Origin of the sequence: Cytobacillus sp. FSL W7-1323 (genome assembly GCF_038595015.1) — a bacterium.
In the GTDB taxonomy this organism is placed as follows: Bacteria; Bacillota; Bacilli; order Bacillales; family Cytobacillaceae; genus Cytobacillus; species Cytobacillus kochii.
In genome coordinates this window covers 1240657-1256345 of the sequence record NZ_CP151998.1, presented here as the reverse complement: position 1 = coordinate 1256345, position 15689 = coordinate 1240657, and the positions used below count along the sequence as shown (strand labels likewise).

Sequence of the window (15689 nt, the reverse complement as noted above, 5' to 3'; positions counted from 1 at the left end):
GTTCCGAATTAAAGTACACCAGAAAATAATCTCGCAAATGACTCTTTTGTTCTTTCTAATAATCCTCTTTTGTAAAACTGTACCGGACTTATTTTAAAACTATCTTTCATATCATCTTCATAATGAGCAACTAAATCTCTAATAGAACTTGTCCCGTAAAGAAAAACATTCACCTCGAAGTTCAAATGGAAACTTCTCATATCCATATTAGCAGTACCAATACTGGCTAAATTCCCATCAATAATAATTATTTTTTGATGAAGAAAACCTTTTTTATATGAATAGATCTCTACTCCATAGCGAAGAAGTTCAGAAAAATAAGAACGGCTAGCATATTGCGTAAAAAAACTATCATTGATTTCAGGGACGAGAATTCTCACTTCAATCCCTTTTGCCGCAGCTACTCTTAATGCCGTACGAATGGCTTCATCTGGTACAAAGTAAGGGGTAGCAATCCAAATGGAATAATCAGCAGACGAAATCATCGAATAATAAAAATCCCCCATAATACCCTGTTGCGTATCTGGTCCACTGGCAACGACCTGAAGCGCTCCGTCTACCACATCATCTTTTTTATGTATAGGCTTCCTATCATTACGATATTTATCCAACACCTCTTCATTAGCAACATATTCCCAATCTAATAAAAATATCGTGTGTAGTATATAGACAGCTTCACCCTTTAATAAAAGATGGGTATCTCGCCAAAATCCAATTTGCTTATCTTCACCCAAATATTCATTTCCAACATTCAATCCACCCGTAAAGCCGATTTCTCCATCAATGATGATAATCTTACGGTGATTTCTAAAATTAAATTTCTGATTAAAAAAACCATACTTTAAAGGCGAGAATGGTTTTACTCGGATGCCAGCATCTAACATCTGGTTGATATCTTCCGCATGCAGTGTTAAGCTCCCAGCTGCATCGTAAATAAATAACACCTCTACTCCTTGCTTGGCTTTATCCATCAATATCTTCATTATTTCTTTTCCTAAGCGATCAGAACGAAAAATGTAATATTCCATATGAATGAATTTTTTTGCCTGTAACAGCCTTCTCTTAATTTCAAAAAAAGTTTCATCACCGTTTTTTAAAATGGTTGCTTTAGACTTCGTACTTATCGGAGTTAATGATGAATGATTAGCAAATTCCGCAAATCGAAGCTGGCCATCTTGGAGGAATGATATGTCTTGTTCTTCTTCTCTATGCATTAAGCGTTTCCATTCATCTCTATCTCTGCTACGTTTACTTTTAAATAAATACCCTTTCATATATAATTGCCCTGAAAATAAATAAAATAAATATCCAAACACCGGAAAGAATACGATTACATACATCCATAATAATGTATGCTGTGGGGTTCGATCTTCCAGCATAATGGAATAGCATATCACTAATATTGCCAAACTATAAAATACAAGGCACATTATCGTAGTCATTATACTTGTTGCCATAAAAAGTCCGATATATAATGTAACCATCAGAATGAATACAAATAAAAACTCTACTCTTCTTCTACCTTTCATTACCATGCCCCATCCCGTAAGTTGCTGTTATTATTAGTACCCTAATTTTCATTTAAAGAAACGAGCTCTATCATAATTTTTATAAACGTTGAGGAGAATAAAATGAAAGTCATACCTTTACATAAAGAACATGCCGAAAGTTTCAAACAAATACGTCTCATTGGACTTAAAGAACATCCAGAAAGTTTTGCCTCTAGTTTTGAAGAAGAAGTACAGCAATCAATACTAGATATCGAAAAGAAATTGCTCTCTAGTCAAGCAATCACTTACGGTGCTTTTCATGAAGGTAAATTAGGCGGCATCATCACTTTGTTATATGAAAGTAAATTAAAAATGCGCCATAAAGCACATATCGTTGGTTTATTTGTACGAGAGGAATTTAGAGGGCTTGGGATGGCAAAACAATTAATGAACACGGTCATAGAAAAAGCACAAGGTAGTACGACTATTGAACAATTACATTTAACTGTCATGGCTGATAATCAACCTGCAATAAAATTATACAAAAAACTAGGATTTCGCTCATATGCTCATGAACCTCGTGCTTTAAAAGTGGTCGGACATTATTATGATGAAATTCATATGGTCTTACAATTAAAATGAGTTTGAGGCAGGTGTTTACTTGAACGCCTGCCTTAAACATTACCTCTTATAAAGATTGATATTTTTTTAATATTTCCTGAAGCTTCAATGCTAACCCAACATTACCTTCAACCTTTAAACCACCTGTCATAAACGCTACCGTCGTGTTTAAATCACCTTTTAATAGACTAGAAAAGTGACTATCACTCATTCTTAATTTAACCGCAGGATCGTCAGCTTCCCCTTCAATTACACTTACCTTTCCATCGCATAAAACAATTTGAATGGGGCCACTTTCTTTTAAATCCACTTGAAACACTCTATTTTTTTCATTTACAATATACTCTGGTTGATTATTCATTTTATCCGTCATTTCTTCAAGTTCAAGTAATACAGACATGTTAAGCCTCCCTTTTATCAATAAAATACCTTAAGCTGTAGCAAGGACATGGAAATGCAAACATAAAATAGAAAGAAATTCGTTACTCTAAAATTCACATGATTTTTCAATAGGATTACAGTATAGCGGTAATGATTTCAGTATCTAATTGTCCTCGAAATCTTTCATTTCATCGCAGTAACTTTATTAATATTCTATGTGGTAAATGAATCTTCCTGCCTAAAATGAATAATTATTCATTTTTCTTATTTTACATGAGGAAGTTCTTTTCAAATAAAAAATAACTCGCCAATTGGCAAGCTATTTTTAGTACTCATTCATATAACCCGTGTTATTACACTAAAGAAAGGAATCTATTCTCTCCACGGTAGTTCTGTTCCAAAGCTTTGTGCCCTTTTTTCGCTATCCTTCCTTCTACGCTTTCTATGTTCCGCTCTTTCTTTTGCACTTTCATATAAACTCATTTCTTCGTCAGTCACTGGTACAATTTTAGGAATCGGTGCTGGTTTCCCATCTTCACCAAGTGCTACCATTGTAAGGAAAGATAGTGCACAAATATTTCTATCTCCTGTTAAGAGATCTTCTGAAATAACCTTTACAAATATCTCCATTGAGGACCTGCCTGTATATGTAACAAATGCTTCTAAACAAACCGCATTACCAGCGTAAATAGGATGTAAAAAATCAACTGAATCAGTTGACGCTGTTACAACCGCTTTTCTTGAATGCCTCATAGCTGCAATCCCAGCAATATCATCTATATAAGCCATTAACTTCCCACCAAACAGCGTCCCATGTCCATTTGTATCTGGTGGTTGAACAATACTTGTTTTTACAACATATGATTCTTTACAAAACTTTGATTCACTCACACTATTTTCTCCCTTCATAAAAGTATCAAAGGATACCTTTATATATCATACCTCATTACCGTTATTTAAAAAATGAATTCTTCTTTTTTGGCCTGAGTGTGTCCCCTGTCCATCCTTTTTTCACCAGCAACATATAAACAGCTACAGTAGATAGAATAATAACGATTAATGCACCTGCGTAACCCCATTTCTCATCTAATTCCGGCATAAATGTGAAATTCATACCCCAAAGAGCTCCCCATGCACTAATTGGTGTAAATAGTGTCGTAATAACTGTTAAAGTTTTTATGACTTCATTTCCCCTATGGGAGGATACCATTTCTTCAAAATGTACAAGATGATCAATTTCTTCAATATACTCTTTCGTTAACATACTTCCTCTCTCTAATCTTTTTCTCATATTTTTATAATGCTTTGTCTCAACAATTTCTCTTGAAAATGCTTCTTCCAAACCAAACGATAATTCTATAATTGGAATCATAAAGTTTTTCCAAACTAACACTTCATGCCTTAACTGAAAAATTTCTTCTAATCGATCAATACTGTTCTTTTGTTTGATTTCCCAAAGTAAATCGTTTAATTTCAGCTCAAAATCATCAATTCTTTTAATACTATTCTTTAATATCTCAGCTAAAAGAATAGAGAAACCAGCAACTGCATTTTCAGCTTCCATCATATCATCATTACTATGACTATCCTGTTCAAATTCACTCGTTATCAATACATGTTCTGTTAGAAAATAATGGAGAAGTTTATATTCATTTTGTTGATTAAGCTTTTGTTCATAAATGAGCGATCCACAAATGTAGCTTTTCCCTTCCGTTGAACGCAAATGGAGATGATTTGATTCTTGCGAGGAAATATGCTCAATCCACATTTCTATCTCTTCTTTATAAAAAGGGAATTCTAGATGTTTGTTTGCTTCTGGTTCAAAAAAATTAAGCCATCGCCAATTATTCATCTCTTTTGTATCCATTCATTCTCACCCTCCTACTTTAACATTCCCTGAAAATGAACATAACAAAACCATATGTTTATATATAAATAAAACGGGTAATTATAATACATGCAAGAAATAAACTTTCCATAAAATGAAGGAGGAGTTAATATGAAATCTCGTCCAAAGAACTTTATTATTGCAGGAGTTGGCGTAACAAGTTTACTATTACTTGCTAAGAAGGAAAATCGTGAAAAGTTACAGACACTCACACATAAAATGAAAAGTTATCTTCCAACTAATAGTGAGAATCAATATGAAATGAAAGCCGGACATCCCGATCCACAAGACACCCGCGATAATGAAATGGTCAGTGAAGGTGCTATGACTTCCGTTAATTATTATAATAATCAACAAGAAGAAAAATAACCTAGGGATTTCTCCTTAGGTTATTTTTCTTCTACAATCATTGGGTGAAGTTTTGCCTTCCCCCTCCTCAACCTTGTCTTAATTGTCGAGAGAGGTAGCTTTGTTGCTTCACTTATTTCCTTTAATGACATTTGTTCGAAGTAATAAAGATATAGTGGTTCTTTATATTTTTCAGGTAGACAAAAGATAATCCTCTCTACTTCTTCTCGATTACTTTTTTTAACAAACAATTCATCGGCCCCTGGAGATTTGGCTTCCTCATATAGAGCAGGTAGCCTCTCTTCTAAAAATTGTCGTTCACTTTGTTGTTTTCTCCATTGATCCCTACATTTGTTTAATGCAATTTTATATAGCCAATTTTTAATATTTGTTTCTTCTTTCAAGGAAGGGAAAGCTAAATAAGCTGAAATTAAGGCTTCTTGGAGTAAATCCTCCGCTCTTTGGGGATGTTTAATTAAAGAATAAATGTATCTGTATAATGATTGAGCATACTCGCTCACATAATTTTCGAATGTGTAGTTAATTGTTGCTTCCATACTTCATCTGGGTCTATTACCCTTTCCTCCTTTATTTCTTTTCTTACCCTAATAGACGAATGATAGATCTTCTTCCCCTACAGTGTTTTTTATTTTTTTAAGAAAAACTTGTTTGTTTTGTAAGAAACCAAGTAACACCAATCTTCTTACATATCGTCATGTAATGCATGAACATTAATAAAATGGCTCCCATATTTATGCCTAAAATTACGCCATGCATTTGCAGACTTTCCATCGAACCAAATACATACATCGCAACAAAAGATATAAGTGTTGACCACACAGCATGATAAAAGGCATCTTTCATAAGCCCCAAACCGATAAGAAATGCTTGCATAGGGAAAATAAAAAAGTGTAACAGAAAGAATGGCCACAGTAATTGCACATATATACTTGCTTCTATCGAATGGAAAAATGTACTAGTTAAAGGTTCGGCAAAGAAATAAAAAATGGTAACAGAAGGAACGCCATACAAGAAGGTGATAAAAAATACTTGTTGAAGTAACCGCCGTAAGTAATTATGCTTCTCTTCAGCATATGCTCTTGAAACAGTAGGAATGAGCATAACCATAAAGGAATGAGCAATAAAAGCGGGAAACATTCCAATTGTCATTGCTACACCTGCAACCATCCCAAAATGTTCAGTGGCAATATCCGTACTGATTCCAGACTTTAGCAATGCTGCTTTTATTAAAAATGGTTGGATCGCATGGGTTAAAGCATGAAATATCCGTAGACCTGTTGTAGGGATAGACACCCCCATCAAGTTTTTCCACACACTCATACCAGACATCGGCTCAAACGGCAATTTCTTCATCCTTTGATACTGGATGACAAATAAATGAATGAAGTAAGCAAAAATCGCTATTTCACTGCCAACAAATGTACAAACAGCTATAAAAACTGCCGTTTCCGTTTCAAAGCGAAACAAATGAAAAAGTAATACCAGCAATGAAAGCTGAATGAATTTTCTCAAAAAATTGGCAGAAGCAATCTTCCCCATTTGTTCGTTGCCCATAAAATAACCTCTAGCAATAGAAGAAAATGAAATAATCGGTATGAGAATAATAGCCATCCACCTTAATAGTGGATGATAATCATCAAAAACAGTAATAAATGGGAGAATCGCTGATGCTAACGGGATTAATATAAGTGAAAAGATAACCGTCATTCTAATCACATGATTGAGCATACTATAGTGATATTTTCTATCCTTTTCTGCAATAAATTTAGAGATGGAAACAGGCATTTCAAAACTAGCTAATAAAACAATCAAAAAAATGGTTGGAAGAATAGACATATAAAGCCCTAAACCATGTTCACCTAACTGCCTAGCAAGCACCATATTAATCAGAAATTCAATACATTCACCTGCAAAAGCCGCTAGAATTAATAAAAGCAATCCCTTGAAGAACTTGTTCATTTCGCCTCTCCTTTTTGTTCCCACAAATAAATAATCTCTTCTATCCTATGAGACAACCCTTAAAATTATTAACCTAGTTGAATATTTGTTTGCTGATCACTTCACTCTATTTTTGTTTTTTTCTAACCTAAAAAAGGGACATACATATGGAACAATGAATGGTAGATAAAGTCGATATAGCCACTGCAGGGGCGGTTCACTTGCATTTGCTAGAGAAGGGATGTTTTTGTCTTTCATCAAATATTAATGAAGAAAAAGGGTAAGAAACCTCATGGATAATTCTGTAAATTGAACACTTCATTTTTAGTATCTTTGTCCTATACGAAGGCTTTGAAAAGAGTAAAAGGGTTGCTCAAAAGTCGAAGAAGTGACTTTTTGGACAACCCTTTTTAATGTGATATTCTGTTTGCTAATCCATCAACTGCCTACACACCATAAATGGACAATGGATGTGTGGCGATGTTTCTTACGTCAACACTTTTTGCTGATTTTTATCCATATACACAGGTATAGTCAGTCTGATTTCCAATCTTCAGCTTGCATGCTACCCATGTATAACTGGCACAGATAGTACCGACCTTTCTATCTATTCTTCCAATAAAGATGCTGACCACTTCTTATATAAGTAATCCAGTTCTATTTGACATTGTTCCTTCTCATATTGTAAGTCTTGCAACATGCTCAAGGCTTCACCAGTCATCATCTTTCTTTCTATTATCTGTAATCTTTCTTCTAGCTTTTCCAATTCCTCTTCTATATCATCTGTTTGATGAATATTTTGTTTTACTGTACTTTCCCTTTCAACCTTTTTTATCGCTCCCTTAATTGGAGGTGCCAACTGTTGAATTTGGTTGCACCACTTTTCCCATGCATATGTGAATGAACCATTAAAATAGGAAAGCCTTCTCTGATTCAATATATACGTTTGGTTGAATAATAGCTCGATGAAATAACGATCATGAGAAACAGCTAAAATGGTTCCTTGAAATTCCTGCAGTGCCTGTTCAAGTACTTCTCTCGATTCAATATCGAGATGATTTGTTGGTTCATCAAGGATAAGAAAATTCACATTTTGATACATGAGTTGTGCTAAACGCAGTCGCATGCGCTCACCACCACTTAACTGTTTCACCTTCTTATGAACGGCATAACCATAGAAAAGAAAATATGCGAGAATCCCTCTCGCTTCTCCCTCCGCTACAGCATGTATTTCCCTGAACAATTGTAGTACGGTTTTTTCTTGGTTTTCTCTCTCTGTAAATATTTGTTGAGCTAAGTAGCCAATTTTACAATTACTACCTACTCGCACTTCTCCTTCATCTGGAAGTAAACGTTGTAAAATTAATTTTATTAATGTAGTTTTACCGCTGCCGTTTTCTCCAACAAGCACTGCACGATCTTGAAAACGTAAATGCATGTCAATACTTTCTAACACAATCTCTCCACTAAAAGACTTTGTCATATTTTCTATAACTAACGTGTCTTTCCCACTTCTCTCTTCTGCTGCCAAATGCAAATGTAGTTTGCGATGAGAAACGGGTTTTTTTATCTTTTCCATCCGATTTAGTGCCTTTTCCATACTACTTGCTTTTTTATGGAGCCCGGCATTAGGTGGGTTGGCTTGATTTGCCCACTCTCTTAACCTTTTTATCGATTCTTTCATCTTTTTTATTTTCTTCTGTTGATCTTCATACTTTTGAAATTCCTGTAATAGTCGACTTTCCTTTTCTTTTACATAATCAGAATAATTGGTATGATAATTCGTTAATTCTTCATCTTCTAAATCCATAATCATCTTCACAGTTTGATCGAGAAAGTACCGATCATGTGAAACCATAACAATTGTCCCCTCATAATCTTTAATAAAACTTGTTAACCAATCAACAGCTTGGAGATCAAGATGATTTGTCGGTTCATCCAATAATAATAAATCTGGTTTCTTAAGTAGCTCTTTGGCTAAGCAAACTTTTGTTTTCTCTCCACCACTAAGCATTTGAAACTTTTTCTCCATTAATGTTTCTATACCAAGTCCATTAATGACTACTTTTATTTTTCCTTCTATTTCATAGCCGCCGTCATTCATAAAATAATCTTGTAACTTCCCATATTCATTGAGTAGTTGTTCAACCCCATTCGAGGTGTGTGATTGAGCTAATTTTTGTTCCATATCTGTTAGTTTTCTTTTTACCCCAAGTAAATTAGAAAAGGCTTCCTCCACTACATCCAAAGCAATAACTGATTCATTATATTCTGGTATTTGATGTAAATAGCCAATCACAATATGTTTACGCCAATGTATTTGACCTTGGTCAGGTTGTTCTACCCCAGCCATGATTTTTAATAACGTAGACTTTCCACTACCATTTCTCCCAACAATACCTACTCGCGAGTGGTTCCGTATGTCAAAACTAATATTAGTGAAGACTGTATCACCACCGTACAATTTCGTTATATTTTGTCCGCTCGTTATCATTTCATTTTCCTCCATATTAAGAATAGCTCATTTCGTCACTTGTCAGCGTTAAAGCTCATTTTTTCCTACCACCGTAAGCAACATGAGCTAGACAGAAATTTGATTAAATGAAAAGAAGGGCCACAGAGAATAAACTTCTCCTGTGACCCTTTTCTCATTTAAATATAAATACTCACCTGTATCCATACAAGAAAATATTCAGTATTATGATTGTGCTCTTTGACGGGTGTAAAGAGATGTTTCACTGCTTATTTTAGCTATGCAATTGTTATAAAAGGACAGACGTATCCCGTTAGCAGTCATTGCGCCAAAAATTGCACAGAAAATAGTTAAATGTTCAAGCCATTTTCCACGCGTTAAAACAGTTCCTCTCATCTCTTCTACACCTCCTTTTTCCATTCAGTTACTACTAGTTTAAATGAAATATTCTAAAATAACAATCATTTTCAAACATATATTTTATCGATTTTTTGATTTTCTGTGCTGTGGGAAAAGGCTAATATACCCATCTACATTGGCTACTTTCAAATTTATAAATATCATGATAATCTACTCACTGTTATGAATGTAGGCTTGGTTAAGTACCCTTGCTCGTTTATTCTGAGTAAAATTTTCTAAGTTAACTATCCTATTAAAAATCCCCAGTAAATAGCAGTGCAAAAGCTAGCTCAATATCCCTTTCCCTTTATTAATTGACTAAAAGGACATCAACATTTGACTTAGAGTTAAGATAAATGCATCTCTACACCAATCAGGTTAAGACCAAAAAAAGAGAGCTTCATCACAAAACTCTCTCTAAACTATTCTTTCACTATATGATTCTTAAATGCATAGATTACGGCTTGAGTGCGATCTTGGACATCAAGTTTACTTAAGATATTACTTACATGTGTTTTAACCGTTTTTAAAGCAATGTATAGTTCATCAGCAATCTCTTGATTAGTTTTTCCTTGCGTCATATGAAGTAGAATTTCCATTTCTCTACTGGTTAATTCTTCATGGAGAGGTTGTTCTTTTTTTCCTCTCATCTTTAACATCATTTTTCCAGTGACCTCAGGTTCTAAAACAGATTCTCCTTGTTGTGTTCTGCGAATCGCGTGAGCAATTTCACTTGCTTTTGATGTTTTTAACATATAGCTAGTAGCTCCTGCCTCAAGTGCTGGATAAACCTTTTCATCATCTAAGAAGCTCGTTACAATTATTATTTTTGCTTCTGGCCATTGCTCAACAATTTGCTTTGTCGCTTCAATCCCATCCATTTCTTTCATCACTAGATCCATTAGAATAATATCAGGTCGTAATTCCATTGCCAGCTCGATCGCTTGTTTACCGTTATCCGCCTCGCCAATTACTTCTATATCAGGTTGAGCTGATAAATAAGCGGTCACACCAATCCTCACCATCTCATGGTCATCTACAAATAATACGCGTATCATTTTTCATCGCCCCCTCCACCTTCAATAATTGGTACTTTTACTTCTAATCTTGTTCCTTTATTAGGAAGGCTGATCATTTTTAATGTACCACCAATCTCTAGTGCTCTTTCATACATATTTTGAATACCGTATGAACCTGCTTTTGCCTTATCTACATTAAAACCGATGCCATCATCAATAATACGTAGAATAGCAAATCCGTCACGTTGAATAAGTAATACATCTAAGGTGTCTGCTTTTGCATGACGCAAAGTATTGGAAACAGATTCTTGTAGAATGCGAAAAAGGTGATCCTCAATCCCTTTATCTAAATAAAAGTCCTCTGCTCTCCATTTGATATTCATTGTGACTTTTTGTTTTAACTCAAGCAGCAGTTCCTCGATACCTTCTATTAGCTTTTTTCCTTTTAAGGCAACAGGGCGTAGGTGAAGCAATAAAGCACGCATTTCTAGCTGGGATTGGTGAATCATCCCTTCTACTAACTGCAATTGCTTAACCTCATTGGCCGATTTTTCCTCTGTTTGTTCCATAATCGCTGACATTAACATAGATGCAGCAAATAACTGTTGACTGACTGAATCGTGTAATTCTCTTGCCAAACGATTTCTTTCTTCATATATAATTTCTTGCATACGATTATCAATATCTTTCGCTTTTTCATTTGCGAGCCGTTGCGTATACTTTGCCTGTTCTGATATTTGCTTCTGTATTTTAATCATTCTTTGATATATGTTTTGAACATCAGCACTTACTTCCTCATGATTAACCGTGAGTACTCTTCCTTCTTCTACCTCATGAAGCCAGCCTTCCATCTCTTTCAGTTGCTTCTGCCATCTATAACCAGATAATAACCCATAAAAAACACCTAATAAGATGCTTATCATTGGTGCAAACAATGCAAAGGGAATATCAACTACTTTAAAATGCCAGAAATCAATCAGGCGAATAGGGAAAACAAAATAAAACGACAACATCATGCTGATAAGTAATAGTAATGAAAGAAGCACTCCATATAAGATCTGACGTTGAGCCATATTCATGAGCGCTTCACCTCTATATCACCCACAATTAAAGAGGTGACGATTTTCACCTTTTGTTCAGTTTGGTTATAATTTTCCGTCTCAAAAATATAATTGCGGTTAAAAGCTCTTTTCTCTACCAAATCGAAAATTTGGCTAGAGCCAACAATAACAGAATGATTGATTGACACCTCTACATCATAAGGAATATATATGCGTACATTTCCAATAAGGTTTTTGATAAATATGATATTCTCTTGATTAGGTAATACCGTATAGCTCAAATCAATTTCAGTATCCCCTAAGCCACATTGGATATTTATATCTCCCCATTCATATACCTCTTCAGAAGTATTTTGATGCCCACTGATTTTATTCGTTAATAAGTTCTTCTTCTGAACCACAGCCTCTTTTCGCTCATCTGCTTTCCGCTGTTCTGCTCTAGGCTGAACCTTCTTTGGTTTCTTTTTCGTTAAGTAAAATTGATAACCAAAATGAACAATAAGTGCAAGGATTAACAACTTGAATGCCATCATATTAAAAATAGTAATCGCAAAAAGTAAAATCCCTAGCCAAAAAAGGACCTTGCCCCTAGTCTTCGGCATCCATTTACGACCAATATAGATCATACCAATTTCAATGATAATTGAGAAGATCAGCCCATGATTAAAAAAGAACATTTCTAAAATAATCATTGCCAAGGCAATGAATATCCACATTTTATAGTCCTCATTCCATTTTTCAAACATGTGACATCCCTCCTAATCATGTTGTTTAAAAAGGCGCAAGTCGGCCTTACGCCTTTCAATGCTTGTTTCTCGGTCAATTATCTTTAGCATACCATGTTTTTATGACTGCAAGGAATCATCCTTTTTCATTTTCAATTCTAAATCAGCAATTTTTTTATCAATATGATTATGGAAGTATTGATTTTGCACTTTTTGTTCTAACTCTGAAATATATTTCTCCATATCATTAAACTTATCATAAGCAGTTTGGTGGGAGTGTTCTTCTCCTAATACTTTATTCATTTTTACTTGGGCACGGGTTACATTTTCTCTCCCCATTAATTGCATCCGGCGAATTTGCATATCCTTTAGTTTATGCTTCATTTCTTCATACTGTCTTTCTAACTTTCCAAGCTCCTCTGATGCTTCTGCCACCATCGTTTGTAATTTATCTGCTCTTTCAGAAAAGTACTGTGCTTCTGTCTTCGCAAATGTTGCTAGCTCCTCTTCACCCGCTCGTTCAGCAACTTCCGCCTGTCCTTTTCTTTTAGTAGCCATATCCATGGCATGGGCAAGTTCTTTACGAAATTCTTCTCTCAGCTTAAATTGTCTTTCGATATATTTTTTCACTTTTTCTGTTTCTTGCTCACTTTGCCTCAAATACTGATTTAATAACGCTATTGGATTTTTACTTTCCTTTTTGTCGAGCACCTCATTGATATCTGTTACAATCGTGTTTTTAATTCTTGTTAATAGATTTACCATATTGTCTCCTCCTATTGTTTCAAAGCTTATTTATGAAGATCGGACCATTGCTTCTCAAAGTTCACAAATGGATCATCACTTTGTCTTGTTTTTGGCTTTTCTTTATTCCAATTTTTATAAATCAGGTAAATGACATAAAGAGCTAGAACAGCTAAAATTGCTGGGATATTACTGATAGAGAACAATAGTAAAACGACACCTACAGTACCCCAAGCTACTTTTTCCCAACCATCTGTTTTGATAAATTGTTTAAATACTAAATAAAGTAATGCAGCTGTAATCGCTAATGCGATAAGTGAACCTAAATTCGCCAATACAACTATTGCCGCAATTCCACCTGCTATGATTAAAAGAAATTTTTTCATTTCTCATCCTCCTTTCACTATTTATCTTACCTATTTATAAGATCGTACATAACGTGCCACAGCTTGATTTTGCTCTAAGACTTAAGTCTGAACGAGAGCTGAGTCCATTTTATTCTATACATGTAAAACTAATTTAAGTTCATACTACAATTGGGAGGTGTGACAATGTCTCATTCTTGGTTGCTTTCATTTTTGTTAATGATTTCACCTATCAATGATGATTCCATATTCACAATTAAAAAAGAAGATAAAGTAATTACACAAATACAGAGAGAGGACTTTGCTATTCCACAGTCCAATTTGCCATTTATTGAAATGAAAAAATTCGAGACATTTATGGAAGATCTCGATAAAAAAACATTTATTGCCCCTAAAGACGCCTATATTAAAGGAAATATGATTATCTCAGAAATTGAAGGAAAGCGTTTATACCGTAAAGAATTCAAGAATCAATTTTTTCGTTATTATTTCTCCAAAGGAGTCTCAACTATCCAGCTTCCTCTTATATCTGTACCAGCAAGAGTGGATAAAGACTTAATCAGTCAAATCAATGTGAAAACAATTGGACAGTATGTCACTTACTTTAATAGCAATAATCAAAATCGCTCTCATAATATTTCATTAGCTACTGAGGCTATTAATAATTATGTCATTTTTCCTGAAGAAACATTTTCTTTTAATGAGGTTGTTGGGAGAAGAACGAAGGATAAAGGATACCTACGTGCGCCCGTAATTGTAAGAGGGGAACTATCTGAAGATATTGGTGGCGGGATATGCCAGGTCTCTTCTACACTATTTAATGCCGTCGATCGTGCCGGTGTTGAAATTGGCGAGAGATTCTCCCATAGCAAAAGAGTCCCTTATGTACCAAAAGGAAGAGACGCAACAGTAAGTTGGTATGGACCAGACTTTACCTTTACAAACCCTTATGAGTTTCCTTTACTTATAAGCGCACACGTTTATGGTGGTCAAATGATTGTTGTAATCAAATCTTCAGACGAAATTGAGACTTCACCACGCCATGTTCCCAACGCTTCAAAGATATTACCAAAAGAAATACGTGCAAACGGAGATACTTAAAACGGAGAATTATTATCCGACCTTATTTTATACCCTCTGGGGATTAAAAGTGACAGCCTAAATTCTTAAATAACGAATGTTCATGTCCCCTTCAAGTAGATAAAAAACCTTCATGATTCCATGAAGATTAGAATACTACTTGGAGGATTTTTTCTATGCCAAAGAAACCTAAAACAGCCGTCCCCTGCCGATTTAAATGAATGTGGGTGCTTAATTACACAGATTAATGACGGCAATGAACATACCACTCATCATTCGAAAGCTATCCAACAGAAATGATTTAACTTACATTAGCTGTTCTTCGTTCAAATCAAGGCTTTGAATATAACTTAAAGCTATTCAGCTGCCGATTAGGGGGATTTACAAAATTAAGAGCAGCCACTCACGCAAAGGAAGGCTGTATAGAATCACTCTTTTCACCTCACCCTAAAAAAACCGCATAGCTGTATATAAGTAATTGGGAGGCAGGAGACAAACTACCCGAGGATTACATTTACTATTACGATTACAAAAGGAGATAAAGAAACGCGTGCCTATTGAATATTATCGACACGCGTTCTTTGATTTGTTTTTTTATGTTGACTACTTGAAAGGGGCAAGACCAAGGATTATTTTTATTATTCCCTTTTATAACAATGGCTTTTCTGAAACAATGACACCATCTTCATCAGCGTATACATATTCGTCTGGCAACCAATCAAGCCCCCCAAATGTCACGATCGTATCCCTATCTCCTTTGCCAGCTTTTCTACTTTTTAATGGACTACTACCAATTGCTAATACACCAATATCCATTGATGCTATATCTGCTGTATCTCGCACACAACCATATATAATGACACCCGCCAATCCGCGCGTTTCTGCAATTTTTGCTAATCGATCGCCCATAAGTGCACATCTCCTTGACCCGCCACCATCAACAACAAGCACATGACCTTCTGGGATACTTTCCAGTGCTTCAAGTACAAGTACATTATCTTCAAAAACCTTAACTGTTGAAACCTTACCATGGAATCTCTTTTTCTTACCGTATGAATATAATACTTCTTGATTTACCTTTACATATTCATGATGGTCGTCACATAAATCTGCTGTTTTAAAAGACATGATATCCC

The 15689-nt window shown here is 35.0% G+C and carries 17 protein-coding genes; 3 read left to right on the top strand and 14 right to left on the bottom strand.

All coding sequences use genetic code 11. The features are described from left to right. Positions 1-8 precede the first annotated feature (8 nt). Entirely contained in the window at positions 9-1529 is a 1521-nt protein-coding gene (cls, locus tag MKX67_RS06515) for a cardiolipin synthase (RefSeq protein ID WP_095370101.1), read from the bottom strand. A gap of 102 nt (positions 1530-1631) precedes the next feature. On the opposite strand from cls, the gene MKX67_RS06510 reads away from it, so the two are divergent. Beyond that, positions 1632-2132, top strand: coding sequence for a GNAT family N-acetyltransferase (locus MKX67_RS06510; RefSeq protein WP_095370102.1), 501 nt, complete (start codon positions 1632-1634; stop codon positions 2130-2132). Between the two features lie 46 nt (positions 2133-2178). Here the strand turns inward: MKX67_RS06510 and MKX67_RS06505 are convergent, their stop codons facing one another. The 3 genes from MKX67_RS06505 to MKX67_RS06495 form a co-directional block, all read right to left on the bottom strand. After that, positions 2179-2511 (bottom strand): SCP2 sterol-binding domain-containing protein, encoded by a 333-nt coding sequence (locus MKX67_RS06505; protein WP_095370103.1) that lies wholly within the window; start codon positions 2509-2511, stop codon positions 2179-2181. A gap of 353 nt (positions 2512-2864) precedes the next feature. Next, positions 2865-3383 carry an acyl-CoA thioesterase gene (locus MKX67_RS06500; protein WP_095370104.1) on the bottom strand — a complete coding sequence of 173 codons (519 nt, stop codon included), beginning with the start codon at positions 3381-3383 and terminating at the stop codon, positions 2865-2867. A 61-nt stretch (positions 3384-3444) separates the two neighbouring features. Continuing rightward, positions 3445-4359: a magnesium transporter CorA family protein gene (locus MKX67_RS06495; protein ID WP_342489052.1), complete on the bottom strand. Its 915-nt coding sequence runs from the start codon at positions 4357-4359 to the stop codon at positions 3445-3447. A 132-nt stretch (positions 4360-4491) separates the two neighbouring features. Between MKX67_RS06495 and MKX67_RS06490 the strand changes: the two genes are divergently transcribed. Continuing rightward, positions 4492-4749, top strand: coding sequence for a hypothetical protein (locus MKX67_RS06490; protein ID WP_095370106.1), 258 nt, complete (start codon positions 4492-4494; stop codon positions 4747-4749). Positions 4750-4769: 20 nt separating this feature from the next. On the opposite strand, the gene MKX67_RS06485 is transcribed toward MKX67_RS06490, so the two are convergent. From MKX67_RS06485 to MKX67_RS06445, 9 genes are all read right to left on the bottom strand, one after another. Next, positions 4770-5285: an RNA polymerase sigma factor gene (locus MKX67_RS06485; protein ID WP_095370107.1), complete on the bottom strand. Its 516-nt coding sequence runs from the start codon at positions 5283-5285 to the stop codon at positions 4770-4772. Between the two features lie 97 nt (positions 5286-5382). Next, on the bottom strand, positions 5383-6708 hold the full coding sequence (locus MKX67_RS06480; protein ID WP_095370108.1) for an oligosaccharide flippase family protein: 1326 nt from the start codon (positions 6706-6708) through the stop codon (positions 5383-5385). Between the two features lie 586 nt (positions 6709-7294). Next, entirely contained in the window at positions 7295-9181 is a 1887-nt protein-coding gene (gene abc-f / locus MKX67_RS06475) for an ABC-F type ribosomal protection protein (RefSeq protein ID WP_342489051.1), read from the bottom strand. Between the two features lie 204 nt (positions 9182-9385). Continuing rightward, complete coding sequence (locus MKX67_RS06470) at positions 9386-9556, bottom strand: RAxF-45 family protein (protein WP_307317536.1); 171 nt, start codon at positions 9554-9556, stop codon at positions 9386-9388. A 425-nt stretch (positions 9557-9981) separates the two neighbouring features. Beyond that, complete coding sequence (locus tag MKX67_RS06465) at positions 9982-10617, bottom strand: response regulator transcription factor (protein ID WP_095370110.1); 636 nt, start codon at positions 10615-10617, stop codon at positions 9982-9984. Next, on the bottom strand, positions 10614-11657 hold the full coding sequence (locus MKX67_RS06460; protein WP_095370111.1) for a sensor histidine kinase: 1044 nt from the start codon (positions 11655-11657) through the stop codon (positions 10614-10616). The genes MKX67_RS06465 and MKX67_RS06460 overlap by 4 nt, the downstream gene beginning before the upstream one ends. Next, positions 11654-12385 carry a cell wall-active antibiotics response protein LiaF gene (gene liaF, locus MKX67_RS06455; protein ID WP_095370112.1) on the bottom strand — a complete coding sequence of 244 codons (732 nt, stop codon included), beginning with the start codon at positions 12383-12385 and terminating at the stop codon, positions 11654-11656. Before liaF ends, MKX67_RS06460 begins: the two co-directional genes overlap by 4 nt. A gap of 99 nt (positions 12386-12484) precedes the next feature. Continuing rightward, positions 12485-13129: a PspA/IM30 family protein gene (locus MKX67_RS06450; protein WP_095370113.1), complete on the bottom strand. Its 645-nt coding sequence runs from the start codon at positions 13127-13129 to the stop codon at positions 12485-12487. A 26-nt stretch (positions 13130-13155) separates the two neighbouring features. After that, entirely contained in the window at positions 13156-13494 is a 339-nt protein-coding gene (locus MKX67_RS06445) for a flagellar basal body rod protein (protein WP_307317545.1), read from the bottom strand. A 165-nt stretch (positions 13495-13659) separates the two neighbouring features. Between MKX67_RS06445 and MKX67_RS06440 the strand changes: the two genes are divergently transcribed. After that, on the top strand, positions 13660-14574 hold the full coding sequence (locus MKX67_RS06440; RefSeq protein WP_322910031.1) for a VanW family protein: 915 nt from the start codon (positions 13660-13662) through the stop codon (positions 14572-14574). Positions 14575-15201: 627 nt separating this feature from the next. On the opposite strand, the gene rraA is transcribed toward MKX67_RS06440, so the two are convergent. Then, positions 15202-15681 (bottom strand): ribonuclease E activity regulator RraA, encoded by a 480-nt coding sequence (gene rraA, locus MKX67_RS06435; protein ID WP_095370115.1) that lies wholly within the window; start codon positions 15679-15681, stop codon positions 15202-15204. Positions 15682-15689 lie beyond the last annotated feature (8 nt).

What these genes read in the sequence shown, in the direction of transcription:
- cls (WP_095370101.1), bottom strand. Translation starts at nt 1,529, where the DNA reads ATGAAAGGTAGAAGAAGAGTAGAGTTTTTATTTGTATTCATTCTGATG.
- MKX67_RS06510 (WP_095370102.1), top strand. Translation starts at nt 1,632, where the DNA reads ATGAAAGTCATACCTTTACATAAAGAACATGCCGAAAGTTTCAAACAA.
- MKX67_RS06505 (WP_095370103.1), bottom strand. Translation starts at nt 2,511, where the DNA reads ATGTCTGTATTACTTGAACTTGAAGAAATGACGGATAAAATGAATAAT.
- MKX67_RS06495 (WP_342489052.1), bottom strand. Translation starts at nt 4,359, where the DNA reads ATGGATACAAAAGAGATGAATAATTGGCGATGGCTTAATTTTTTTGAA.
- MKX67_RS06490 (WP_095370106.1), top strand. Translation starts at nt 4,492, where the DNA reads ATGAAATCTCGTCCAAAGAACTTTATTATTGCAGGAGTTGGCGTAACA.
- MKX67_RS06485 (WP_095370107.1), bottom strand. Translation starts at nt 5,285, where the DNA reads ATGGAAGCAACAATTAACTACACATTCGAAAATTATGTGAGCGAGTAT.
- MKX67_RS06480 (WP_095370108.1), bottom strand. Translation starts at nt 6,708, where the DNA reads ATGAACAAGTTCTTCAAGGGATTGCTTTTATTAATTCTAGCGGCTTTT.
- abc-f (WP_342489051.1), bottom strand. Translation starts at nt 9,181, where the DNA reads ATGATAACGAGCGGACAAAATATAACGAAATTGTACGGTGGTGATACA.
- MKX67_RS06470 (WP_307317536.1), bottom strand. Translation starts at nt 9,556, where the DNA reads ATGAGAGGAACTGTTTTAACGCGTGGAAAATGGCTTGAACATTTAACT.
- MKX67_RS06465 (WP_095370110.1), bottom strand. Translation starts at nt 10,617, where the DNA reads ATGATACGCGTATTATTTGTAGATGACCATGAGATGGTGAGGATTGGT.
- MKX67_RS06460 (WP_095370111.1), bottom strand. Translation starts at nt 11,657, where the DNA reads ATGAATATGGCTCAACGTCAGATCTTATATGGAGTGCTTCTTTCATTA.
- liaF (WP_095370112.1), bottom strand. Translation starts at nt 12,385, where the DNA reads ATGTTTGAAAAATGGAATGAGGACTATAAAATGTGGATATTCATTGCC.
- MKX67_RS06450 (WP_095370113.1), bottom strand. Translation starts at nt 13,129, where the DNA reads ATGGTAAATCTATTAACAAGAATTAAAAACACGATTGTAACAGATATC.
- MKX67_RS06445 (WP_307317545.1), bottom strand. Translation starts at nt 13,494, where the DNA reads ATGAAAAAATTTCTTTTAATCATAGCAGGTGGAATTGCGGCAATAGTT.
- MKX67_RS06440 (WP_322910031.1), top strand. Translation starts at nt 13,660, where the DNA reads ATGTCTCATTCTTGGTTGCTTTCATTTTTGTTAATGATTTCACCTATC.
- rraA (WP_095370115.1), bottom strand. Translation starts at nt 15,681, where the DNA reads ATGTCTTTTAAAACAGCAGATTTATGTGACGACCATCATGAATATGTA.